Annotated in this window: 18 protein-coding genes; 14 read left to right on the top strand and 4 right to left on the bottom strand. The window is 59.4% G+C overall.

Going from position 1 to position 22,396, the window contains the following annotated elements:
• Positions 1-8 precede the first annotated feature (8 nt).
• Positions 9-2,330, bottom strand: coding sequence for a penicillin-binding protein 1B (gene mrcB, locus MME58_RS04010; protein ID WP_055005661.1), 2,322 nt, complete (start codon positions 2,328-2,330; stop codon positions 9-11).
• Positions 2,331-2,460: 130 nt separating this feature from the next.
• Between mrcB and MME58_RS04005 the strand changes: the two genes are divergently transcribed.
• Positions 2,461-3,999 carry a bifunctional aminoglycoside phosphotransferase/ATP-binding protein gene (locus MME58_RS04005; RefSeq protein ID WP_055005660.1) on the top strand — a complete coding sequence of 513 codons (1,539 nt, stop codon included), beginning with the start codon at positions 2,461-2,463 and terminating at the stop codon, positions 3,997-3,999.
• Positions 4,000-4,100: 101 nt separating this feature from the next.
• A complete protein-coding gene (locus MME58_RS04000; RefSeq protein ID WP_054986807.1) occupies positions 4,101-4,445 on the top strand; it encodes a pentapeptide repeat-containing protein in 345 nt (114 codons plus the stop codon).
• 353 nt (positions 4,446-4,798) lie between these two features.
• On the opposite strand, the gene deoC is transcribed toward MME58_RS04000, so the two are convergent.
• The gene (gene deoC, locus MME58_RS03995) at positions 4,799-5,578 is read right to left on the bottom strand and encodes a deoxyribose-phosphate aldolase (RefSeq protein ID WP_054986796.1); all 780 of its coding nucleotides are present in this window, start codon (positions 5,576-5,578) and stop codon (positions 4,799-4,801) included.
• Positions 5,579-5,792: 214 nt separating this feature from the next.
• On the opposite strand from deoC, the gene MME58_RS03990 reads away from it, so the two are divergent.
• Positions 5,793-6,131 carry a Rieske (2Fe-2S) protein gene (locus tag MME58_RS03990; RefSeq protein ID WP_054986795.1) on the top strand — a complete coding sequence of 113 codons (339 nt, stop codon included), beginning with the start codon at positions 5,793-5,795 and terminating at the stop codon, positions 6,129-6,131.
• A 15-nt stretch (positions 6,132-6,146) separates the two neighbouring features.
• On the opposite strand, the gene sfsA is transcribed toward MME58_RS03990, so the two are convergent.
• Both sfsA and MME58_RS03980 read right to left on the bottom strand, forming a co-directional pair.
• Positions 6,147-6,860, bottom strand: a complete 714-nt coding sequence (gene sfsA / locus MME58_RS03985) for a DNA/RNA nuclease SfsA (RefSeq protein ID WP_055005659.1) — start codon at positions 6,858-6,860, stop codon at positions 6,147-6,149.
• Positions 6,860-8,032, bottom strand: coding sequence for a pyridoxal phosphate-dependent aminotransferase (locus tag MME58_RS03980; RefSeq protein WP_054986793.1), 1,173 nt, complete (start codon positions 8,030-8,032; stop codon positions 6,860-6,862). The genes sfsA and MME58_RS03980 overlap by 1 nt, the downstream gene beginning before the upstream one ends.
• Positions 8,033-8,382: 350 nt before the next feature.
• Between MME58_RS03980 and dksA the strand changes: the two genes are divergently transcribed.
• The 11 genes from dksA (at position 8,383) to MME58_RS03925 (ending at position 22,331) form a co-directional block, all read left to right on the top strand.
• The gene (gene dksA, locus MME58_RS03975; protein WP_003406657.1) at positions 8,383-8,823 is read left to right on the top strand and encodes an RNA polymerase-binding protein DksA; all 441 of its coding nucleotides are present in this window, start codon (positions 8,383-8,385) and stop codon (positions 8,821-8,823) included.
• Positions 8,824-9,269: 446 nt separating this feature from the next.
• The gene (gluQRS, locus tag MME58_RS03970; RefSeq protein WP_054986806.1) at positions 9,270-10,157 is read left to right on the top strand and encodes a tRNA glutamyl-Q(34) synthetase GluQRS; all 888 of its coding nucleotides are present in this window, start codon (positions 9,270-9,272) and stop codon (positions 10,155-10,157) included.
• Positions 10,158-10,255: 98 nt separating this feature from the next.
• Positions 10,256-10,432: a hypothetical protein gene (locus tag MME58_RS03965; RefSeq protein ID WP_002552060.1), complete on the top strand. Its 177-nt coding sequence runs from the start codon at positions 10,256-10,258 to the stop codon at positions 10,430-10,432.
• Positions 10,416-13,370, top strand: a complete 2,955-nt coding sequence (locus MME58_RS03960; protein ID WP_122239067.1) for a sensor histidine kinase — start codon at positions 10,416-10,418, stop codon at positions 13,368-13,370. The genes MME58_RS03965 and MME58_RS03960 overlap by 17 nt, the downstream gene beginning before the upstream one ends.
• Before the next feature lie 22 nt (positions 13,371-13,392).
• Positions 13,393-14,826 carry a sigma-54-dependent transcriptional regulator gene (locus MME58_RS03955; protein ID WP_055005658.1) on the top strand — a complete coding sequence of 478 codons (1,434 nt, stop codon included), beginning with the start codon at positions 13,393-13,395 and terminating at the stop codon, positions 14,824-14,826.
• Positions 14,827-15,525: 699 nt separating this feature from the next.
• The gene (locus MME58_RS03950) at positions 15,526-16,929 is read left to right on the top strand and encodes a polynucleotide adenylyltransferase PcnB (protein WP_055005657.1); all 1,404 of its coding nucleotides are present in this window, start codon (positions 15,526-15,528) and stop codon (positions 16,927-16,929) included.
• Complete coding sequence (gene folK / locus MME58_RS03945) at positions 16,922-17,428, top strand: 2-amino-4-hydroxy-6-hydroxymethyldihydropteridine diphosphokinase (RefSeq protein WP_055005656.1); 507 nt, start codon at positions 16,922-16,924, stop codon at positions 17,426-17,428. Before MME58_RS03950 ends, folK begins: the two co-directional genes overlap by 8 nt.
• 228 nt (positions 17,429-17,656) lie before the next feature.
• Positions 17,657-18,457, top strand: a complete 801-nt coding sequence (gene panB, locus MME58_RS03940) for a 3-methyl-2-oxobutanoate hydroxymethyltransferase (RefSeq protein ID WP_055005655.1) — start codon at positions 17,657-17,659, stop codon at positions 18,455-18,457.
• Positions 18,454-19,305 carry a pantoate--beta-alanine ligase gene (gene panC / locus MME58_RS03935; RefSeq protein ID WP_055005654.1) on the top strand — a complete coding sequence of 284 codons (852 nt, stop codon included), beginning with the start codon at positions 18,454-18,456 and terminating at the stop codon, positions 19,303-19,305. The genes panB and panC overlap by 4 nt, the downstream gene beginning before the upstream one ends.
• A 253-nt stretch (positions 19,306-19,558) precedes the next feature.
• Positions 19,559-21,223 carry a glucose-6-phosphate isomerase gene (gene pgi, locus MME58_RS03930; protein WP_055005653.1) on the top strand — a complete coding sequence of 555 codons (1,665 nt, stop codon included), beginning with the start codon at positions 19,559-19,561 and terminating at the stop codon, positions 21,221-21,223.
• A gap of 241 nt (positions 21,224-21,464) precedes the next feature.
• The gene (locus MME58_RS03925; protein ID WP_055005667.1) at positions 21,465-22,331 is read left to right on the top strand and encodes an oxygenase MpaB family protein; all 867 of its coding nucleotides are present in this window, start codon (positions 21,465-21,467) and stop codon (positions 22,329-22,331) included.
• The last annotated feature ends 65 nt before the right edge of the window (positions 22,332-22,396 follow it).

The following is a 22,396-nucleotide window of genomic DNA, read 5'->3' as shown; positions in this document are numbered from 1 at the left end:
TCGATTGCCTAGTTCAACCAACCCTTGACCCAGTCCATCACCTCAGTGGCAGGTGCCGGAGCGCCGCCGCATGTCGCGCCGGGCTGGGGCTCACTGCCGCGAATATACGGCATCTGCACTGCATTCGGGCAGCTCGCGTCGGAACCCTGTCCTGTCTGCGCGTCGACCCACGCCTGAACGACGTTATCCGGCATCGCCATGTCCAGCGGCAGCGGGCCGGCCTTGCGCATGAAGCTGGTCCAGACCTGCAAGGCACCGGTGGCACCGGTAAACGGTGTTTTACCGTTGTCGTCACGCCCCATCCACACCACGGCCAGCAGATCCTGACTGAAGCCTGCAAACCAGCTGTCACGAGAGTCGTTACTGGTGCCGGTCTTGCCCGCCAGATTCAATGAGCCTGGCAACACGTTGTAAACAGATTTGCCTGTACCTTCGCGCATGACCCGCTGCATCGCATTCTGCACCAGATAAATGGCACCCGGATCGAAGCGCTGTTCGATCTGGAACGGGTAACGCTTGAGCGGTTCGCCTTCCGCCGTGAGCACACTGCGAATGCCGCGCATGGGCGTATTGAAACCGCCGCTGGCGATGGTCTGGTACATCGTCGCGACTTCTATCGGACTAAGGCCGCCCGCCCCCAGCAACATCGACGGATAGGCGGGCCATTCCCGCGTCACACCCAGCTTGGCGAGCGTCTTGAACACGCTTGGAATGCCCACTTCAAGACCCAGCTTGGCGGTCGACAGGTTGTACGAATGCGCCAGCCCCTGATACAGGAAGATATTACCGTGGGACTTGTGATCGTAGTTCTGTGGCTTCCATATCTGGCCATCGGCACCTTTGACCTGGAACAGTTCGTCGGCGATCCAGCTGGTCAGCGTGTATTGGCTTGGTCGCTCCAGTGCCGTCAGGTAGATGGCAGGCTTGACCAGCGAGCCGATCGGACGCACAGCATCGATCGCCCGGTTGAAACCCGAGAACCCGGCCTCACGCCCGCCGATCAGCGCCTGCACTTCACCTGTTTCCGGGTTGGTGACGACCATTGCCGACTCCACTTCGTCCGAGCCCTTGCGCCCTGCCAGTTTTTTGAACGTGTCGTCCATGGCAGCCTGGGACTTCATCTGCAGGATCGGATCGAAGCTGGTAAAGATCCGCAACCCTTCTTCGGTCAAGTCTTCATCGCGGTAGTCCTCGCGCAACTGACGCTTGACCAGATCCAGAAACGCCGGGAACGAGCTGTCGGCGAGCGTGCCGGTTTTGGTCACACCCAATGGCATTTTCTTCGCTGCGGCAACCACTTCCGGCGTGGCTACGCCCTGCTGCTCGAACAGATCGAGCACCAGATTGCGACGCTCCAGAGCACGCTCCGGATTGCGACGCGGATTGTAGAAGGACGGCCCTTTGACCAGTCCGACCAGCATCGCCACCTGATGAATTTTCAGCTCGGAAAGTGGCTGACTGAAGAAGTACTGACTGGCCAGGCCAAATCCATGGACTGCGCGCTGGCCGTCCTGACCGACAAACACTTCATTGAGATAGGCCTCGAGGATTTCCTGCTTGCTGTAATGAATCTCCAGCAGAACGGCCATCATGGCCTCGGTCAGCTTGCGGGTCAGGCTGCGTTCATTGGTCAGGTAGAAGTTCTTGACCAACTGCTGGGTCAGCGTACTGCCGCCCTGACGCATCTGCCCCTGCGAAGTATTGACCCAGATGGCCCGGGCAATGGACTTGGGCGACACGCCGAAGTGGTGATAGAAATCACGGTCCTCGACCGCTACCAGCCCGTCGAGCAGATACGGGGGGGCCTGATCCAGCTTGATGAGAATCCGGTCTTCGAGGTTCTTCGGGTACAGGCCGCCGATCAGCAAAGGCTCAAGCCGTGCGACCGCAAGCTTGGCACCATTGCCTGAAGACAGGTCAGCCACATAATCCCCGGAAAAGCGAACGCGAACCTGCTGCGCCGCATCAGTGCCTTCATAAAACTGGAAGCCACGTGTGTTGAGATCGACAGTGTTGCCGTTCACCGCCGCAGCACCGGGACCATTCGCAACGCTTTCGCGGCGATACCCCAACGCGTCGAGTTCGATGAGAAAATCGTCGCGGCTCAGCTTCTGTCCGACGAAAAGCTCCAGCGGCCGTGCATAGACCTTGGCCGGGATGGTCCAGCGCTTGCCGGAGAATTTCTCCTGGACGATTGCATCGAGATAAATGGCCAGGCCGCCCAGCAAAACCAGGGCGACAATACCGAGCTTCAACGCCCAGCCCAGCCACTTGTTCAGGCTGCGGGGAGGTTGCTTTTTAGGAGAACGGGAGGTGCGGGATCGAGTCATGGGCGCGGATTATACGCACTTTACCGAGGATCGACAGACGCCCGAGTCAGCGGTTTGCAGCCTTGCGCCAAGCGGCCATAATGGCGGCATCGCGTACTTACATTTTGAACACATTCCTGAAGGATCGCCCGTGAGCCAGTCTTTGATTGCCGCCCTGCAGAACCCTGCCCTTTTCCCACATCCGGTGGAGCATTTCCAGGTCATCGAAACGCACATTTCGTGGGTTCTGCTGACTGGCCCGTATGCCTACAAATTCAAAAAGCCAATGAACTTCGGTTTTCTGGATTTCACCACCCTGGCCCTCCGTGAGCACTTCTGCCGCGAAGAGCTGCGCCTGAATCAGCGTCTGACCGATGACCTCTACATCGACGTTCTGCCGATCACCGGCACAGAAGACGCGCCGCAACTGGGCGGCGACGGCGAAGTCATCGAATACGCGCTGAAGATGAAGCAGTTCTCACAGGATGGGCTGCTCAGCACCCTGCAAGCCAATGGCGAGGTAACGACCGCGCATATCGACGAACTGGCGCGCCAGATCGCAGGTTTTCACCTCGCTTCGCCGCGGGTCGGACCGGAAAGCGAACTGGGCTCGCCTGACAGCGTCATGGCCCCCGTGACACAGAACTTTGAGCAAATTCGCCCACTGATCAGCGAAAAAACCGATCTGGCGCAGCTTGATGCTCTACAAGCATGGGCAGAATCGAGCTTTGCACGACTCAAACCGCTGCTGGCTCAACGCAAAGCCGACGGATTTATTCGCGAATGCCATGGCGACATCCATCTGGGCAATGCAACGGTGATCGACGGCAAGGTGGTGCTGTTCGACTGCATCGAGTTCAACGAGCCGTTCCGCAAGACTGACGTCTATGCCGACATCGGCTTCCTGGCAATGGACCTTGAAGACCGTGGACTGAAATCTCTGTCCCGGCGTTTGATCAGTCAGTACCTGGAAATCACCGGCGACTACGCGGGGCTGGAACTGCTGAATTTCTACAAGGCCTACCGTGCGATGGTCCGCGCCAAGGTAGCGCTGTTCAGCCAGCCGGCCAATGCCGACGGTGTGCAACGCGCGGCGACGCTTCGTCAATACCGCAATTATGCCAATCTGGCCGAAAGCTACAGCGCCATTCCCTCGCCTTTTCTGACTATCACCCACGGCGTATCAGCCGTCGGCAAAAGTCATGTAGCGATGCGCCTGGTGGAATCGCTGGGTGCCATCCGTCTGCGATCGGACGTAGAGCGCAAGCGCCTTTTTGCCAGCCAGAATCAGGATCTTTATGACACGCAAGCCAGCAGCGCAACCTATACACGCCTGCATGAGCTTGCCGGCGCAACCCTGCGAGCAGGCTTCTCGGTAGTGATCGATGCCACCTACCTCAAGCGCGAGCAGCGTGATGCCGCAGCGAAAATCGCTGAAAACACCGGCGTTCCGTATCTGATCCTGGATTGCGAAGCGCCACAGGCAGTGATCGCGGGCTGGCTTGCCCAGCGCCAGGCTGAGAACACTGATCCTTCCGACGCAACTCTGGACGTCATCGATGCTCAGCAAGCCAGTCGCGAGCCGCTCAGTGCAGAAGAGCTAGTGCGCAGCAAGAAGGTTGCAACCAATGTCAGCAGCGATCTGGACAACCTGATCGACAACCTGCGCCAACGCCTGCCAGGCCTGTAAAAATGATGCACGGCCGTTGAGCGGGTAATGCTTCACGGTCTCACAATGATGGCGATATAATGGCGTCATAATTCCAACGCAACCACATGTCCGAGGCCATCATGAGCCAGCCCAAACAGATCGACTCACCGCTTTACATGCTGCTGCGCAGAGATGATGTCGAAGGTTTCAATCAAGAGAAACCGCGAACCGGCACGATTGATATGGTCGGGGGCGACTTCCGGGGGCTGGACCTGCGTGCTCTGGACACTGCCGGGATCGACTTCACCGACGCCTACTTCCGGTCCGCCGACCTTCGCGGCCTGGACTTGCGCCACACACCAATGGAAGGCGCGAGCATCGCTCATGCACAGATTTCAGGTGTGTTCTTCCCTGCAGAACTCTCGGCTGACGAGATTCTGATGTCGGTCAATTTCGGCACGCGCCTGCGCTATCGCACCCGCTAGAACTGAAAACAACGTTGCAGCCTGCATGCGCAATGCATGTCGGGCTGGCGCTGTGTCGCTACGCTGCTGCCTCTCCTCTCTCCATATCACAACCGTACGCACCCCATCGCCGTATTCTGTCAGGCATCTTTTGGCCTGTGAACAAGGCCTGAGGACAGGCGTTTATGCGGGCAAAAGAAATGTTGACTTACAAATGAGAATCGTTATGATTATCACATCCGGTCGCGAGACTGGACGGTAACTGAAAGACCTTGGTTCGGACTTTCAGATTATCTCCTCATCAGGCTAATCACGGTTTTTGACCCGGCTCTTTGCCGGGTCTTTTTTTGCCCGCCAGAAAAGCTGCCCTGTTCTCAAAAACCATTGCCATGCGATTCAAGCAGGCCAAGCCTGACCAGTAAATCGTCCAGCAAGCTGGAGCCGCCCAACCGTAAGCGCCCCGCATTCATCCATTGCCGACCGAAACGGGCGTGGGCCAGCGTCATGTAGATACATGCCTCGTCGAACGTGCGTATACCGCCTGCGACCTTCAACCCAACCTGACCGCCCACATCCGAAATGGACTCAAGCATCACACGTACAGCCTGCGGAGTGACGTGACTGGCGGCCTTGCCCGTGCAGGTCTTGAGGAAATCGGCACCTGACGCTATCGCATCGCGGCAAGCGTCTAGGATCATTTGCGAATCGCGCAGATCACAGGTTTCGAGTGTCGCAGTGAGTCTGGCCTGCCCTGCACACACGGCGGCACAAGCCGATATCATCTCAAGGCCGGCCAGCCGATCTCCGCAGAGCAGCGCGCGAAAGGGGTAGACGACATCGATTTCGTCCGCGCCAGACATCAGCGCATCACGCACTTCAGTGGTCACTGCCGGGATATTGCTGCTGCCATGAGGGAAATTGACGACGCCGACGACCTTGACGCCACGCGCCAGCATACGGTCCAGAGTGGTTCGCGCCAGACATACAAAACGCGGCTGGACGCAGACCGCAGCCACCGGCCCTACAGGCGTCAATGCGCGCTGACAGATACCGACAATACGCTGCTCGGTGTCGTCCGTGTTGAGGGCAAACAGCTCAAGCAGCCCTATGACCTGACGCGCCAGCCGCTCATCATCTGCTGTCATCTCTTTCATGGCGTTTCCACTCTGCAAAACATAAGCAGGACGATATACGGACACGAGGGCCAGCAGGCGCGAGCGAATTGCTTAGAGAAAAAAGCTACAGGAAGACAGGAAAAAACCGACGCAGACTGTAAAAGGCGCACTGTACGACAACGCACTCGTGGAGATAACTCTGTCAGACTGCCCTGGCCAGGCGCCGACTCGAAAACAGGCCTGTGGAGGCTTCTTGAAATTCCTTTGCACTTCACGTCATCTGCCCGAAGCCCAAAGCAGAGGCTTTGAGCTGGGCGAACATAGCCTATTCGCCGTACGTCGTCAGGGGCATGTGTTCGTCTACAAAAACCGCTGCCCGCACCGTGGTATCGCTCTGGAATGGCAACCGGACCGGTTCCTGGACAGCAGCGCCAGCCTTATCCAGTGCGCCACGCATGGAGCATTGTTCCTGATCGAGAGCGGCGAATGCGTTGCGGGGCCTTGCGCCGGCCAGTCATTGAGTGCAATTGAAAGCCGGGAAGATGCCGAGGGGATCTGGGTATGCCTGCCCACGGGCGATGACGAATGCTGACCCTGTCAGTGCGGTTCAGTCCAGCCAGTGAACCTGCAGCCTTCGGTCGATAAGAATCTCTTCCGGCGTCAACTGCACACCGTAGGCAAGAATTTGCACGCCGGCATCGATGGCTTCGCGCAACGCAGACGCGTAGGCCAGGTCGATTTCCTTTGCCGGCCGCACAGCATCGACGCCGGTAAGGTTGACGCAATACAGCAACACGGCGCGCACGCCCTCGCGTGCCAGCGTCGCCAGCTCGCGCAAATGCCGAGCGCCTCGTTGGGTGACGGCGTCGGGAAACGCTGCCACGCTGGAATCATCGAAACCCAGAGTGACGCTTTTCACTTCCAGATACAGATAGCCATCCGGGTACTCCAGGCGAAAGTCCACACGGCTCTTTTCCTGCCCGTAGGCCACTTCGCGCCTGAGCGCCGTGAACCCCGCAAGTTCACTAATGATCCCTGCGCGCAAGGCCTCTTCAACCAGCGTATTGGCTCGTCCGGTATTGATACAGGCCAGCCTGCCCTGTGGGGTCTCGCTGATTTCCCAAGTGCCCGGCAGCTTGCGCTTCGGGTCACTCGAACGACTGAACCACACGCGCCCGCCGGGCATCATGCAGTTGAGCATCGAGCCCGTGTTGGGGCAGTGAATGGTCAACAATTCACCGCTATCGGTTTCGATATCAGCCAGAAAACGCTTGTAACGCACCAGCAGACGACCCTGTTCAAGCTGCGGAGAAAAGCGCATCAGACGCCCCAGCTACGCAAACCGCGTGCGATTCGCTCGACCGCCTGTTCAAGGCGCGGCAGGCTTTGCGTATAGGCAAAGCGCACGTGGTGCCCGGCTTTAAAACGACCAAAGTCCAGGCCTGGTGTGAAGGCGACATGCTCGGTTTCCAGAAAATACCTGCAAAACGCGAAGGCATCGCCGCCAAATGCAGAGATATCGGCGTACAGGTAAAAAGCGCCTTCCGGCTCGACGGCAATACCGAAGCCCAGTTCGCGCAGCGCTGGCAGCAGAAAGTCACGGCGGCGGCCGAACTCGGCGCGCCGCTGCTCGAGTATGGCCAGTGTCTGCGGCTCAAAGCAGGCGAGCGCGGCATGTTGCGCCATGCTTGGCGCGCTGATATAGAGGTTCTGGGCCAGTTTTTCCAGATCGGCCACGGCATCCTGTGGCGCGACCAGCCAGCCAAGACGCCATCCGGTCATGCCGAAATACTTTGAAAAACTATTGAGAACAAAAGCGTCGTTATCAACTTCCAGCACACTGCTGGCGTCCACACCGTAGGTCAGGCCGTGATAGATCTCGTCCACCACCAAGTGCCCATTGCGGGCTTTCAATGCATGAGACAAGGCTGCCAGTTCGTCGCGGCTCAACAGGGTGCCGGTCGGATTGGCCGGTGATGCCACCAGAGCGCCGACACTGTTGTGATTCCAGTGCGTCGCCACCAGCTCAGGGGTCAGCTGATAACGCTCTTGGGGGCCGACCGGCACCAGTTGCGCCTCGCCCTCGATCAAACGCAAGAAATGCCGGTTGCACGGGTAACCAGGGTCCGCCAGCAACCAGTGCTTGCCTGGATCGACCAGCAGACTGCTGGCAAGCAACAAGGCCCCTGAACCGCCCGGTGTGATCAGAATGCGACGGGGATCGATATCAACCCCGTAGCGCTGGGCGTAAAACCCGGAAATGGCTTCGCGCAATTGCGGCAGACCACGCGCGGCGGTGTAGCGGGTCTTGCCGTCTGCCAGGGCCGCCTGGCCAGCCTTTATGATGGGATCTGCGGTGGTAAAATCGGGTTCGCCGATTTCCAGGTGAATGACATCATGACCCGCTGCCTGCAATTCGTTGGCACGCGCCAACAGCGCCATGACATGAAAAGGTTCGATGGCGCGACTGCGCGCACTGTAGGGCTGGGTCATGGGTATTCCTTTATAGGTGCGCGCATTAAAAACATGATTGTCATGACGACGCGGCATGATTCTACCGAACCGACCGCCCAGTGGTGGGTTTACAGGCTGAAAAACCCGGTCGCCGAACGCTGAATAAAAGAAAGCTACGACGGCGTGCAGCGACTGGAGTTCATTTAAGTGGAAGGCAGATGCGAAATGGCCATCTCTGTAAGCAGACGGCGTCGTCATGCTCGACAACCGGGAGTAGCGCACTCCGATTTGATCTGGTAAGTTCGCCCGCTTGCAGCTGCAGGGCCGACGGGTGTCGGTGATGGAACAATCCTGCGCAATAGATTAGAAGAGTGAGAGGCGGTCCAGACATGCCCACCCCAGAAAAGCAACAGAACCATCTAATCAGCGGCTTTGAACCCTACGTGCCAACGAAGGGTGAGGAGTATATGGGCGAGCCCATGCGCGCTCACTTCACCAAGATCCTGAACAAGTGGAAGCAGGACTTGATGCAAGAGGTCGACCGAACGGTAGACCATATGAAGGATGAGGCTGCCAACTTCCCCGACCCGGCCGACCGTGCCAGCCAGGAAGAAGAGTTCAGCCTGGAACTTCGCGCCCGTGATCGCGAACGCAAGCTGATCAAGAAGATCGACAAGACGCTGCAACTGATCAAGGACGAAGAGTATGGCTGGTGCGAATCCTGTGGCGTAGAGATCGGCATCCGCCGTCTTGAAGCACGCCCGACCGCGGACCAGTGCGTCGACTGCAAGACCCTTGCAGAAATCAAGGAAAAACAGGTCGGTAAGTGACCTGGGGCCGCCTTTACTGAAAAGACGCTTCGGCGTCTTTTTTTGTGCCTGTGGAAGGCACGATAACGGCGAATCCTGTTCCCGCATTCCTTACTCATCGCTGTCCACAAGTCCAACTGACTCCCACGCTATCGCCATCATGTCCTGCCGATAGCGACTGCCACACAAATGCTCTTTGATCGCGATGGCACTCACGACGCAGAGCGCGACGTTAGTGACAGGGCGAAGTCGGGCCGGAAACAGGAGCGTAAGGCTTTGGTGACTTTGGCCTCATCAAAGCAACTCGCCGAGAGGCGAAAAGGTGATCTGAGTCGAACCCCGCCCCCTCTGACATCGCAGAACCGCTTTGCCATCGCGACCGAAAAGCACTTCAAATGGCAACCGAGCACAACCATCATCTGCGTTCCACTTGCCCGCCCAAGCTCGCCACCCGTAACATCCCGCCCATGAAAAAACCGGCCTATATCGGGCGCTTTGCGCCGACCCCCAGTGGCTACCTGCATTTTGGCTCGCTGGTCGCAGCACTCGCTTCCTATCTTGACGCACGTGCGGCAGGAGGTCAGTGGCTATTGCGCATGGAGGATCTCGACCCGCCGCGCGAAGTGGCCGGCGCGCAGGCGGGGATTATCGAGACGCTTGAGCGCTACGGTTTTGAATGGGACGGCCAGATGGTGCGGCAAAGCGAACGCCATGACGCCTACGCCGAGATCCTCCAGCGCTGGTTCAATCATGGCCTGGCCTACGCCTGCACCTGCTCGCGCAAACAGCTTGAAGACTTCCAGGGTATCTATCCGGGTTTCTGCCGTAATGCAGGGCATTCGCCGGAAAACGCCGCAATCCGCATTCGCGTCCCGGAGCTGGAATATCGGTTTGAAGACCGGGTTCAAGGCCTCTTCAAAATGCACTTGGGGCGCGAAAGCGGCGACTTTGTGATTCGCAGGCGCGATGGGCTTTACGCCTATCAGCTCGCGGTGGTTATCGATGATGCCTGGCAAGGCATTACCGATATCGTGCGTGGTGCCGACCTTCTGGACTCGACACCCCGGCACCTCTATCTGCAGGAGCTGCTGGGCCTGCCTCAGCCACGCTACCTGCATGTACCGCTGATCACCCAGCCTGACGGCCATAAACTGGGAAAATCCTACCGCTCCCCGCCCCTGGAGGCCGATCAGGCGACCCCGCTGTTGCTGCGCGCCCTGCGCGCGCTGGGTCAGCCGGTCGACGCACACATTGCCGATGGCACGGCGCAGGAAGTGCTGGCCTGGGGCATCCAGCACTGGAACGCCGACCTGATTCCCAAACTGCGCACGATTGAAGAAGCCCGGATAGACTGATCCAGAGCGGTCGCGGAAAACTACGACGCAAGGATACTTGCAGGTTATCCGCCATCCGTTAACATGCCGCTCCTCATCTACCAGCGCAGGGAGACCAGATGTACATATACCGATTGGTTTTGCTTCTGGTGGTAGGCATCTATCTGTTCTCTCCGGCCATCATGGACTGGTGGATCGATGCCACCGGTGCCTGGTATCGCCCCTATATGCTGTGGCTGATCCTGATCGTGGTGACGTTCATCCTGCAGAGCCAGCGAGATGCCGATGAGCTTTAGTCTGACGCAGATGCTGATGGTCAGCGCCGCCTACCTGCTGGTGCTGTTCGGTGTCGCCTGGATCAGCGAGCACGGCCTGATTCCGCGCTGGATCATCCGCCATCCGCTGACCTACACCCTGTCGCTGGGCGTATATGCCAGCGCCTGGGCGTTCTATGGCACCGTCGGCCTGGCCTATCAGTATGGCTATGGCTTTCTGTCCAGTTACCTGGGCGTTTCCGGGGCATTCCTGTTGGCACCGGTGCTGCTGTATCCGATTCTCAGAATTACCCGTACCTACCAGTTGTCATCGCTGGCCGATCTGTTCGCCTTCCGCTTTCGCAGCACCTGGGCTGGTGCGCTGACCACCGTCTTCATGCTGATCGGTGTATTGCCGTTGCTGGCCTTGCAGATTCAGGCAGTTGCCGACTCCATCGGCATTCTGACCCGCGAACCGGTGCAGGACCGGGTGGCCGTGGCGTTCTGCGCGCTGATCACCCTGTTCACGATTTTCTTTGGCTCGCGGCATATTGCAACCCGCGAAAAACATGAAGGCCTGGTGTTCGCCATTGCCTTCGAATCACTGATCAAGCTGATCGCGCTGGGCGGAGTCGGACTATACGCCTTGTATGGCGTGTTCGACGGCCCGCAACAGCTGGAGCTGTGGCTGCTGCAAAACCAGACTGCCCTCGCCTCGCTGCATACCCCGTTGCAGGAAGGCCCCTGGCGCACGCTGCTGCTGGTGTTCTTCGCCTCAGCCATCGTAATGCCGCACATGTACCACATGACCTTCACGGAAAACCTCAACCCGCGCTCGCTGGTCAGCGCCAGCTGGGGGCTGCCGTTGTTTCTGCTGTTGATCAGCCTCGCCGTGCCGCTGATCCTCTGGGCGGGTCTCAAGCTGGGTGCCACGACCAGCCCGGAATACTTCACGCTCGGGATCGGTATCGCGGCCAACAGCAAATCGCTGGCCCTGCTCGCTTACATCGGAGGGCTGTCGGCAGCCAGCGGGCTGATCATTGTCACTACGCTGGCGCTGTCCGGCATGGCCCTCAATCACCTGGTGCTACCGCTTTATCAGCCGCCAGCCGAGGGTAATATCTATCGCTGGCTGAAGTGGACGCGGCGCGGGCTGATTGTCGCGATCATCGCTCTGGGTTACGGCTTCTACCTGCTGCTGGGCGCGCAGCAGGATCTGGCCAACCTGGGCATTGTCGCTTTCGTTGCGACACTGCAATTTCTGCCGGGTGTGCTGTCGGTGCTGTATTGGCCGACCGCCAACCGACGCGGTTTCATCGCAGGCCTGCTGGCCGGCATTGCGGTCTGGGCGGTCAGCATGCTGTTGCCGCTGATCGGCAATCTGCAGGGCTTCTATATTCCCTGGCTGAACATGATCTATGTGCTGGACGACACCAGCTGGCACATGGCAGCTATCGCGTCGCTTGCGGCGAACGTGTTGCTGTTCACCCTGATATCCCTGTTCACCAATGCCAGCCCCGAAGAGGTCGGTGCCGCCGAGGCCTGCGCGGTCGATAACGTGCGCCGCCCGCAACGCCGCGAGCTGCATGCCGTGTCGCCTCAGGAGTTCGCCACTCAACTGGCCAAGCCGCTGGGTGCCAAAGCGGCACAAAAAGAAGTCGAACAAGCGCTACGCGATCTGTACCTGCCGTTCGATGAACGCCGCCCTTATGCACTGCGCCGCCTGCGCGACCGGATCGAGGCCAATCTCTCCGGGCTGATGGGTCCCAGCGTCGCGCAGGATATGGTGGAAACCTTCCTGCCGTACAAGTCGGGCAGCGAAAAGTACGTCACCGAAGACATACATTTCATTGAAAGCCGGCTTGAGGACTACCACTCGCGCCTGACGGGCCTTGCCGCCGAACTCGACGCCCTGCGCCGCTATCACCGTCAGACCCTGCAGGAACTGCCGATGGGCGTGTGCTCGCTGGCCGAGGATCAGGAAATCCTGATGTGGAACAGGGCCATGGAGGAACTGACCGGGATCGTCGCCCAACGCGTGGTCGGTTCGCGACTGGAAACCATTGCCGAGCCCTGGAAAAGCCTGCTGACCGGATTTACCAGCCTCCCCGATGAGCATTTGCACAAGCAGAAGCTCGGTCTGGACGGCCAGACACGCTGGCTCAACCTGCACAAGGCGGCCATCAACGAGCCGCTCGCGCCGGGCAACAGTGGCCTGGTGGTGCTGGTCGAGGACCTGACCGATACCCAGATGCTCGAAGACAAGCTGGTGCACTCCGAACGCCTGGCCAGTATCGGCCGACTGGCAGCAGGCGTGGCCCACGAGATAGGCAATCCGATCACCGGCATTGCCTGTCTCGCGCAGAACCTGCGTGAAGAACGCGAAGAAGACGGCGAATTGAAGGAAATCAGCAGCCAGATACTCGAACAGACCAAACGTGTCTCGCGCATCGTCCAGTCATTGATGAGCTTCGCCCATGCGGGCGCTCATCAGCACAGCGACGAAGCCGTTTGTCTGGCGGTGGTGGCTCAGGATGCTATTGGTCTGCTGGCGCTGAACCGGCGCAATTTCGAAGTACACTTCTATAACCTGTGCAACCCCGAGCATTGGGCCGTTGGCGATCCGCAGCGATTGGCACAAGTGCTGATCAATCTGCTCTCCAACGCCCGCGACGCTTCCCCTGCAGGCAGTGCGGTCAGGGTCAGAAGCGAAGTGTCCGAGCACACTGTGGACTTGATCGTCGAAGACGAAGGCAGTGGGATTTCAAAGGCAATCATGGACCGATTGTTCGAGCCGTTTTTCACCACCAAGGAGCCTGGCGAAGGAACCGGACTCGGCCTTGCGCTGGTCTATTCCATCGTTGAAGAGCATTATGGACAAATCACTATCGACAGCCCGGCCGATCCCGAGCAGCAGCGTGGAACCCGTATTCGGGTGACCTTGCCACGCCATGTCGACGCGACGTCCACCGCGAACTGAGACCGTCGAGAGAACTGAATCAATGCCGCATATTTTGATCGTCGAAGACGAAACGATTATCCGCTCAGCCCTGCGTCGCCTGCTTGAACGCAATCAGTACGAAGTCAGTGAGGCCGGCTCCGTTCAGGAAGCTCAGGAACGCTTCAGCATTCCGTCTTTCGATCTGATCGTCAGCGACCTGCGTCTGCCAGGCGCACCCGGCACCGAACTGATCAAGCTGGGTGAAGGCAAACCGGTGCTGATCATGACCAGTTACGCCAGCCTGCGCTCAGCCGTCGACTCGATGAAGATGGGTGCCGTGGACTACATCGCCAAACCCTTCGACCACGACGAAATGCTGCAGGCGGTCTCGCGAATCCTGCGCGATCGCCAGACGGTCAAGGGGCTCCAGGACGAGCGCAGTGCCATCGCCAAAGCGAGCGACGCTGAAAAAGGACCGGCGCACAATCATAATGGCGAGATTGGCATCATCGGGTCATGCCCGCCCATGCTGGATCTCTACAGCAAGATCCGCAAAGTGGCCCCGACTGATTCCAACGTCCTGGTTCAGGGCGAGTCGGGCACCGGCAAAGAACTGGTGGCCCGCGCCCTGCACAACCTGTCACGCCGAGCCAAGGCACCGATGATCTCGGTCAACTGTGCGGCCATCCCCGAATCGCTGATCGAGTCCGAGTTGTTCGGCCACGAGAAGGGCGCGTTTACCGGTGCCAGTGCGGGTCGTGCAGGTCTGGTCGAAGCCGCTGATGGCGGCACGCTGTTCCTTGATGAAATCGGAGAGCTGCCTCTGGAGGCGCAGGCTCGCCTGCTGCGGGTACTGCAAGAGGGCGAGATTCGTCGCGTCGGCTCGGTGCAGTCGCAAAAAGTCGATGTACGCCTGATCGCTGCGACCCATCGTGACCTCAAGACACTGGCCAAAAATGGCGAGTTTCGTGAAGACCTGTTCTATCGTCTGCACGTCATCGCCCTGAAGCTCCCCGCCCTGCGCGAACGTGGCGGCGATATTCTGGAAATCGCCCGCGCGTTTCTGGTACGCCAGAGCGCCAAGGTCGGTCGCGACGACCTGAAATTTGCGCCCGACGCCGAGCAGGCCATCCGCCACTACAGCTGGCCGGGCAACGTGCGCGAACTGGAAAACGCAGTAGAGCGCTCGGTGATCCTGTGTGAGAACCCGGAAATCACCGCGGACCTGCTGGGCATCGACATCGAGCTCGACGGCCTGGACGATGACGAATACATGGGCATGGCACCTTTGCCGGGGTCTTCCGGTTCGACCGGCAACGAGCCCGCTGAAGACCTCTCGCTCGAAGACTACTTCCAGCACTTCGTTCTGGAGCATCAGGACCACATGACCGAAACCGAGCTGGCCCGCAAACTGGGCGTCAGCCGCAAATGTCTGTGGGAACGCCGCCAGCGTCTGGGCATCCCGCGTCGCAAAGGCGTCGCCAACGAGACATAAACGCATTGTAAGGCTCTGGCACGCGGTGCGCAGCGCGGGTACAAACTGTTACCTCAAGCACTTCACGTAACAAAAGCCGGGTCTTACGGTAACGCAGGCCCGGCTTTTTTGTGTGCGCAATAACGTCCTTGCGCCTGAAAACGCCCGGTTTACGGGGCCTGGAAAAAGTTGGCACAGCTTCTGCTATATGCTTGGTACAAGAAAAACAACAAGCAGTACGACACCCATAATAAAAACAATACGAATCGACTCACGCATAACAAGAACAACACGGCGGAGGCGCAGCTAACTGATTCTTTTGGAGAGGAGTTGTATTTGGGGCTTGCCCCGCAACCAGGCCGAGAACAACAAAAACTACCCTTAGGTAGAGCCTGAACTGGTTGGATCGAATGATCATTGCAACGCAGCGACCAAAGCAATCCGTTTGCTCTTGACTCCCGATTGGGAGGTTTCACAGGCGCAAGTCTTGTGAATGGGCACTCAACAAAAACAAGAAGCCCGTACAGAAAACAATAATAAAGAGCACACACTTTGGGGGAGCTTCGGCTCCCCCAGTAGCTTCTCACGCCTTGATCCACGCCATCGTTTGTCCTTGCGCGACAGCTTCCTACACCATCCCTCGACTAAATGCTAGAATCCCCGCCCATCATGCGGTCATTCCACGTTTTTGGCCGAATATTCCTTCAAACAGTGCATCCCATGCTGAAGAAGTTGTTCCAGTCATTTCGTTCCCCACTGCGCAAACCGCAGCAACATACGCGCACCACGCCTGAAGTGCTCAACAGCAGCCAACATTCGCTGCAACGCAGTCAGTTCAGCCGCTATGCCGTCAATATCGTCGAGCGCCTGCAGAACGCTGGCTACCAGGCCTACCTGGTAGGTGGTTGCGTACGCGACATGATGCTCAATATCACGCCCAAGGATTTCGACGTCGCCACCAGCGCCACGCCAGAACAAGTGCGTGCCGAATTCCGCAATGCGCGGATCATCGGCCGTCGGTTCAAACTGGTGCACATCCATTTCGGTCGTGAAATCATCGAAGTGGCGACCTTCCGCGCCAATCATCCCCAGGATGACGAAGAAGAGGACAGCAACCAGTCCTCGCGCAACGAGAGCGGTCGCATCCTGCGTGACAATGTGTACGGCACGCTTGAAGAAGACGCGCAACGTCGCGACTTCACGATCAACGCGCTGTATTACGATCCGGTCAGTGAACGTGTTCTGGATTACGCCAATGGCGTACACGACATCCGCAACCGTCTGATCCGTCTGATCGGCGACCCGGAACAGCGTTACAAGGAAGACCCGGTGCGCATGCTGCGTGCCGTACGTTTCGCTGCCAAGCTGGACTTCGGCATCGAAAAACACAGCGCGCAACCTATTCGCTCGCTGGCACCGATGCTGCGTGACATTCCGTCGGCACGCCTGTTCGAAGAAGTGCTCAAGCTGTTCCTCTCCGGGCACGCCGCCCCCACCTTCGAAATGCTGGTGGACCTGGAACTGTTCGAACCGCTGTTCCCGGCCAGTTCCAAGGCGCTGGAATACAACCCGACCTACACCCATACGCTGATCAGCAACGCCCTGATCAACACCGACCTGCGCATCAAGCAGAACAAGCCGGTCACGCCGGCATTCCTGTTTGCCGCCCTCCTCTGGCCTGCGCTGCCGGCCAAGGTGCTGCGCGCTCAGGAACGCGGCATGCCGCCGATCGCAGCCATGCAGGAGGCCGCTCACGAGCTGATCATCGAGCAATGCCAGCGCATCGCGATTCCCAAGCGCTTCACCCTGCCGATCCGCGAGATCTGGGACATGCAGGAACGTCTGCCGCGTCGTTCGGGCAAACGCGCGGACATGCTGCTGGACAACTCAAGGTTCCGTGCTGGCTACGACTTCCTCCTGTTGCGTGAAACGGCGGGCGAGCAGACAGATGGTCTGGGCCAGTGGTGGACCGATTATCAGGACTGCAACGACAGCGAACGCCGCGACATGATTCGCGACCTGAGCAGCAAGCCCGAAACAGTAGGCACAGCGCCGCGCAAGCGCCGCCGTAACAGCGGGGCCAAACGCAAGCGCACCACCGGCGAGGCGCAAAGCGGTGAATGAACCGCTGCTGACCACTGAGCGGGTTTACATCGGCCTGGGCAGCAATCTTGCCGACCCTGCCGAGCAACTGCGCAGCGCTCTCAAGGCAATGGCGCATTTACCCGGATGTGAGCTGATTGGCGTTTCATCGTTCTATGTCAGCGACTCGCTGCTGCCCGGCCAGCCGCGCTTTACCAACGCCGTGGCGGCGCTCGACACCTCTCTGACGCCACTCATCCTGCTTGACGCGCTACAGGCCATCGAGCTGGATCAGGGCCGCGAACGCCTCGAACGCTGGGGGCCACGCACGCTGGACCTCGATATCCTGCTGTTCGGCGACCGAATGATCGATGAGCCGCGCCTCAAGGTGCCGCACTACCACATGCAGGCCCGTGCATTCGTGCTGTACCCGCTGGCTGAGCTGGCACCCGGGTTAACGCTGGCCGACGGGCGCGAGCTGAATAGCCTGCTGGGCGAGTGCCCGTTTAGCGGCCTGGAGCGCCTGCCTGCCGAGGCATGACGCCCGCCTGTCACCGCACATGCGTAACCGGTGCGACACACAGGTAACACCTTCAATTGACTTCACGCCCCCTCCTCACGAAGATAGGCCTCCCGCCGCCACACCACTGGCGAACGGGCGCGAAACAGGCCTTTGCAAAACACCGCGACACGACGGTGTGCCTGCTTTTCCAGGATGACTCTCACGCGCTGATCACCGGTCTTCACAGCGCCTGATGGAGGACTTTACATGCCGAACATAACCGTTACGTCGCTGCAGGCCATGAAACAGAAAGGTGAGAAAATCACCATGCTGACCTGCTACGACGCGACCTTCGCTCACACTGCCTGCGAGGCAGGTGTCGAAGTGCTGCTGATAGGCGACTCGCTGGGCATGGTCCTGCAAGGTCACGACAGTACCCTGCCTGTAACCACAGCCGAAACGGCATACCACGTTGCGTGTGTGAAACGCGGCAATCGAGGTGCCATGATTCTCGCTGACCTGCCGTTCATGGCCAACGCTACGCTGGAACAGACCTTCATCAATAGCGCCACGTTGATGCAGGCGGGTGCGCACATGGTCAAGGTCGAAGGCGCAGCATGGCTGAGCGAGTCGATCCGCTTGCTGGCAGAGCGCGGTATTCCGGTGTGCGCACACATGGGCCTGACGCCGCAGGCGGTCAACGTGCTGGGCGGTTACAAGGTTCAGGGAAGGCTGGAGACCCATGCCCGGCAGATGCGTGCCGATGCCATCGCGCTGGAACAGGCCGGTGCGGCGATGATTTTGCTGGAATGCGTGCCCGGCGAACTCGCCGAAGAGATCACCCACGCGGTAAAGATTCCTGTCATCGGCATTGGCGCAGGCAGCGCGACCGATGGCCAGGTGCTTGTGCTGCACGACATGCTGGGCCTGTCTATCAGCGGACGCGTGCCCAAATTCGTAAAGAACTTCATGACCGGTCAGCCTGACATTCAGTCGGCAATCCGGGCCTATGTGGCCGCAGTCAAAAACGTCAGCTTTCCGGCAACCGAACACGGATTCTCGGCATGAATACAGTAAAAACCGTACAGGAACTGCGTGCTGCCGTCGCCCGGGCACGCAGCGAAGGCAAGCGGATCGCACTGACCCCGACCATGGGCAATCTGCACAGCGGGCACGCAGCCTTGGTCGCCAAAGCGGCCCAGCGTGCCGACTTCGTGGTCGCTACCATCTTCGTCAATCCGCTGCAGTTCGGCCCTAACGAAGACCTGGCCACCTACCCTCGCACGCTGGCCGCCGACCAGGAGAAACTCCTGCAGGCCGGTTGCAACTTGCTGTTTACCCCTAGCGTCGAGGAGATGTATCCGCATGGCATGGCCGACCAGACACTGGTCAGCGTGCCGCATCTGTCGCAAGGCCTGTGTGGCGCGAGCCGCCCCGGTCATTTCGAAGGTGTCGCTACGGTCGTCAGCAAGCTGTTCAATATGGTGCAGCCTGACCTGGCGATTTTCGGCGAGAAAGACTTCCAGCAACTGGCGGTGATTCGCGCCATGGTCCGGGATCTGAACATGCCGATCCAGATCATCGGCGAACCGACCGTGCGCGCCCACGACGGCCTGGCGCTGTCCTCACGTAACGGTTATCTGAACGACGATCAACGTGTGGCGGCACCTGCGCTGTATCAGGCCATCCGCCAGACAGCCGATGCGATCAACGCAGGCGAGCGGGATTTCGATGCACTGCTGACCGGCAAGCGGCAGCAACTGGAGGCCGCAGGCTTTCGCATCGATTATCTGGAGATACGCAACGCCACCAGCCTGCGTCCGGCGACTGCCGAGGATCGCGATCTGGTGATCCTCGCAGCTGCCTTCCTGGGCAAAACCCGCCTGATCGACAATCTGCACCTGACCGGAAGCTGAAACGATGCGCCGAGGCAATGAACTAAGCCACACCGGTAATGCCATACCGGTACAGGTCGCCTGAACCGCAACCGACAGCATTTGAGTGGAAGCCCCGGTCCCTTGTGTGCGAAAAAGTACCGGGGTCATGCAAGGCGAGGCGCAGACAAAAGGGTATGCGAAGGGTAGTCTGCTATGTATAGCCCGTGAGAAAGCTTGCGACCTCGCTCCAAGAATATCCAAAGACAGATCCAGTTAAAGGAAACCCGCAGCGATGGCGTACTACCGCACTCCTTCCGATGTGACCGCTCTGCCCGCCTGGCAAGCGTTGAGCAAACACCGCCAGGCCATGCAGAATTTCAGCATGCGCGAAGCGTTCAATACTGACCCGCAGCGCTTCAGCCAATTCACCCTCAGCAGCGCCGGTCTGTTTCTCGACTACTCCAAAAACCTGATCACTACCGAGACCCGTGATCTGCTGGTCAGCCTGGCGGGCGAAGTGGGCCTCAAGGACGCGATCAAGGCTCAGTACGATGGCGAACTGGTCAACTCATCCGAGGGTCGTCCGGCGTTGCACACCGCCCTGCGCCGTCCGGTAGGCGACAAGCTGAAAGTCAACGGCAACGACGTGATGCCCGATGTGCACCGCGTGCTGAACCAGATGACCGAGCTGGTCGGCCGCATCCACGACGGCCTCTGGCGCGGTTACACCGAAAAGCCGATCACCGACGTGGTAAACATCGGCATCGGCGGCTCGTTCCTCGGCCCGGAGCTGGTCTCCGAAGCGCTGGTGGCCTACGCGCACAAGGGTGTTCGCTGCCATTACCTGGCAAACATCGACGGCAGCGAGTTCCATGAGCTGTCGATGAAAATTCGCGCCGAGACCACGCTGTTTATCGTCTCGTCGAAGTCCTTCAATACGCTGGAAACCCTTAAAAACGCTCAGGCGGCACGCGCCTGGTACTTGGCGCAGGGCGGCTCCGAGGTCGAACTGCATCGCCACTTCATCGCCGTGTCGAGCAACAATGCGGCGGCCGTAGCATTCGGTATCCGTGAAGAAAACATCTTCCCGATGTGGGACTGGGTGGGCGGTCGCTATTCGCTGTGGTCGGCAATCGGCCTGCCTATCGCGCTGGCCATCGGCATGTCCAACTTCAAGGAACTGCTGTCCGGTGCCTACACCATGGACCAGCATTTCCAGAGCGCGCCTTTCGAACAGAACATGCCCGTATTACTGGCATTGCTGGGCGTCTGGTACGGCAATTTCTGGGGCGCACAAAGCCACGCGATCCTGCCGTATGACCATTACCTGCGCAACATCACCAAACACCTGCAACAACTCGATATGGAATCCAACGGCAAGAGTGTCCGCCAGGACGGTACGCCGACGTCCACCGACACCGGCCCGGTCATCTGGGGCGGCGTCGGGGCCAACGGTCAGCACGCTTACCACCAGTTGCTGCATCAAGGTACACAGATGATTCCGGCCGACTTCATTGTGCCGATCGTCAGCTTCAACCCGGTTGCCGACCATCACCAGTGGCTGTACGCCAACTGCCTGTCGCAGAGCCAGGCGTTGATGATGGGCAAGACCCGCGCCGAAGCCGAGGCCGAACTGCGCGAGAAGGGCATGGCTGAAGAAGAGGTGCAGAAACTGGCACCGCACAAGGTCATCCCCGGCAACCGTCCGAGCAATACCCTTGTGGTCGAGCGCATCAGCCCGCGCCGGCTTGGCGCTCTGGTGGCAATGTATGAGCACAAAGTGTTCGTGCAGAGCGTGATCTGGGGCACCAATGCCTTCGACCAATGGGGTGTGGAGCTGGGCAAGGAAATGGGCAAGGCCGTGTACCAGCGTCTGACCGGCGGCACTGAAGAACCGGCTGACGATGCATCGACCCAAGGCCTGATCAATTACTTCCGCGGCCGTCACCGCGGCTAAACGCAATCGCCCCCCAGGCTCCTTGCTACACACAAGCTCGCTCTTGATTCTGGCCGAAGGCCGTGGGAGCGAACTTGTTCGCGAATACGGTATTTCAGACGATATATTCTTGGCGAATGTAGCGGTCCTTTCGCGAACAAGTTCGCTCTCACGCCCTGCGGGCAGAAGCTCGGGGCCTCAGGGCGTGTGTCTAACCATGAGTGCGTAACGGGGTTTACCTCTCCCGATGCACGAGCACGACATGGAATTCATCCGCACCCGCATCGAAACCCAGGTCATCAGCCTTACCGGTCTGGCCCTCGGTCAACTGGATCTGGAGAACCCCAAGGGCGATCCCGGCCTGTTCGGCCCACAGGCGGTGTGCTGGAGGGTGCACGGCGACTTTACCAGCATGCTGGTCGGCGGCATAAGCGCATTGATGCTGCAGGCTCTACACCCACTGGCATTGGCAGGCATCTGGGACCACTCCAACTTTCGGCAGGACATGCTTGGCCGCCTTCGACGTACCGGGCAGTTTTTGTCCGGCACCACCTACGGTGCAACCCGGGATGCCAACTGGCTGATCGACAAGGTGCGCAAGATTCACCTGAACATTATCGGCACGGCACCCGACGGTCGGCCTTACGCTGCCAGCGATCCGGATTTGCTGACCTGGGTGCATGTGGCTGAAGTCAGCAGCTTTCTCGCCGCACACCTGCGCTACCTCAATCCGGAAATGTCGCTGGCCGATCAGGACGCGTATTACGCCGAAACAGCGCTGATTGCCGAACGGCTTGGCGCATGCAATGTTCCGCGCTCTCGCCAGGCCATTGCTGACTACCTGGCAGACATTCGCGGGCAACTGATTTGTGACGACCGCAGTCGCGAAGTGCTGCGTCTGCTGCTCGACGCGCCTGCGCCGAACTGGCTGGCCAAGCCGTTTGGCGTACTGATGATGCGCGCCGGTATCGATCTGCTGCCGGATTGGGCCAGCGAAATGCTCGACGTCACCCAACGTCCCTTGAAACGCCGCCTGATCAGGCTGGGCGTGAACAGCACCGCGCCCATTCTGCGCTGGGCAGTGCGGGACGGATCAGCGCAACGCGCCAGACGCCGCATGGACCTCTGAACGTGGCAGGGAGGTTTTCGGCATAACGTGACCGAGCGGTTCGCGGTTGGAACCTGCCTGCCTAT

Origin of the sequence: Pseudomonas syringae pv. tagetis (genome assembly GCF_022557255.1) — a bacterium.
Taxonomy (GTDB): Bacteria; Pseudomonadota; Gammaproteobacteria; order Pseudomonadales; family Pseudomonadaceae; genus Aquipseudomonas; species Aquipseudomonas caricapapayae.
The sequence above is the reverse complement of the archived record's forward strand: the minus strand, read 5'-3'. Positions and strand labels throughout refer to the sequence as shown.

Excerpts from the sequence above, each read along its gene's own strand:
- mrcB (WP_055005661.1), bottom strand. The coding sequence starts at position 2,330 with ATGACTCGATCCCGCACCTCCCGTTCTCCTAAAAAGCAACCTCCCCGC.
- MME58_RS04000 (WP_054986807.1), top strand. The coding sequence starts at position 4,101 with ATGAGCCAGCCCAAACAGATCGACTCACCGCTTTACATGCTGCTGCGC.
- deoC (WP_054986796.1), bottom strand. The coding sequence starts at position 5,578 with ATGAAAGAGATGACAGCAGATGATGAGCGGCTGGCGCGTCAGGTCATA.
- sfsA (WP_055005659.1), bottom strand. The coding sequence starts at position 6,860 with ATGCGCTTTTCTCCGCAGCTTGAACAGGGTCGTCTGCTGGTGCGTTAC.
- MME58_RS03980 (WP_054986793.1), bottom strand. The coding sequence starts at position 8,032 with ATGACCCAGCCCTACAGTGCGCGCAGTCGCGCCATCGAACCTTTTCAT.
- dksA (WP_003406657.1), top strand. The coding sequence starts at position 8,383 with ATGCCCACCCCAGAAAAGCAACAGAACCATCTAATCAGCGGCTTTGAA.
- gluQRS (WP_054986806.1), top strand. The coding sequence starts at position 9,270 with ATGAAAAAACCGGCCTATATCGGGCGCTTTGCGCCGACCCCCAGTGGC.
- MME58_RS03965 (WP_002552060.1), top strand. The coding sequence starts at position 10,256 with ATGTACATATACCGATTGGTTTTGCTTCTGGTGGTAGGCATCTATCTG.
- MME58_RS03960 (WP_122239067.1), top strand. The coding sequence starts at position 10,416 with ATGCCGATGAGCTTTAGTCTGACGCAGATGCTGATGGTCAGCGCCGCC.
- MME58_RS03955 (WP_055005658.1), top strand. The coding sequence starts at position 13,393 with ATGCCGCATATTTTGATCGTCGAAGACGAAACGATTATCCGCTCAGCC.
- MME58_RS03950 (WP_055005657.1), top strand. The coding sequence starts at position 15,526 with ATGCTGAAGAAGTTGTTCCAGTCATTTCGTTCCCCACTGCGCAAACCG.
- panB (WP_055005655.1), top strand. The coding sequence starts at position 17,657 with ATGCCGAACATAACCGTTACGTCGCTGCAGGCCATGAAACAGAAAGGT.
- panC (WP_055005654.1), top strand. The coding sequence starts at position 18,454 with ATGAATACAGTAAAAACCGTACAGGAACTGCGTGCTGCCGTCGCCCGG.
- pgi (WP_055005653.1), top strand. The coding sequence starts at position 19,559 with ATGGCGTACTACCGCACTCCTTCCGATGTGACCGCTCTGCCCGCCTGG.
- MME58_RS03925 (WP_055005667.1), top strand. The coding sequence starts at position 21,465 with ATGGAATTCATCCGCACCCGCATCGAAACCCAGGTCATCAGCCTTACC.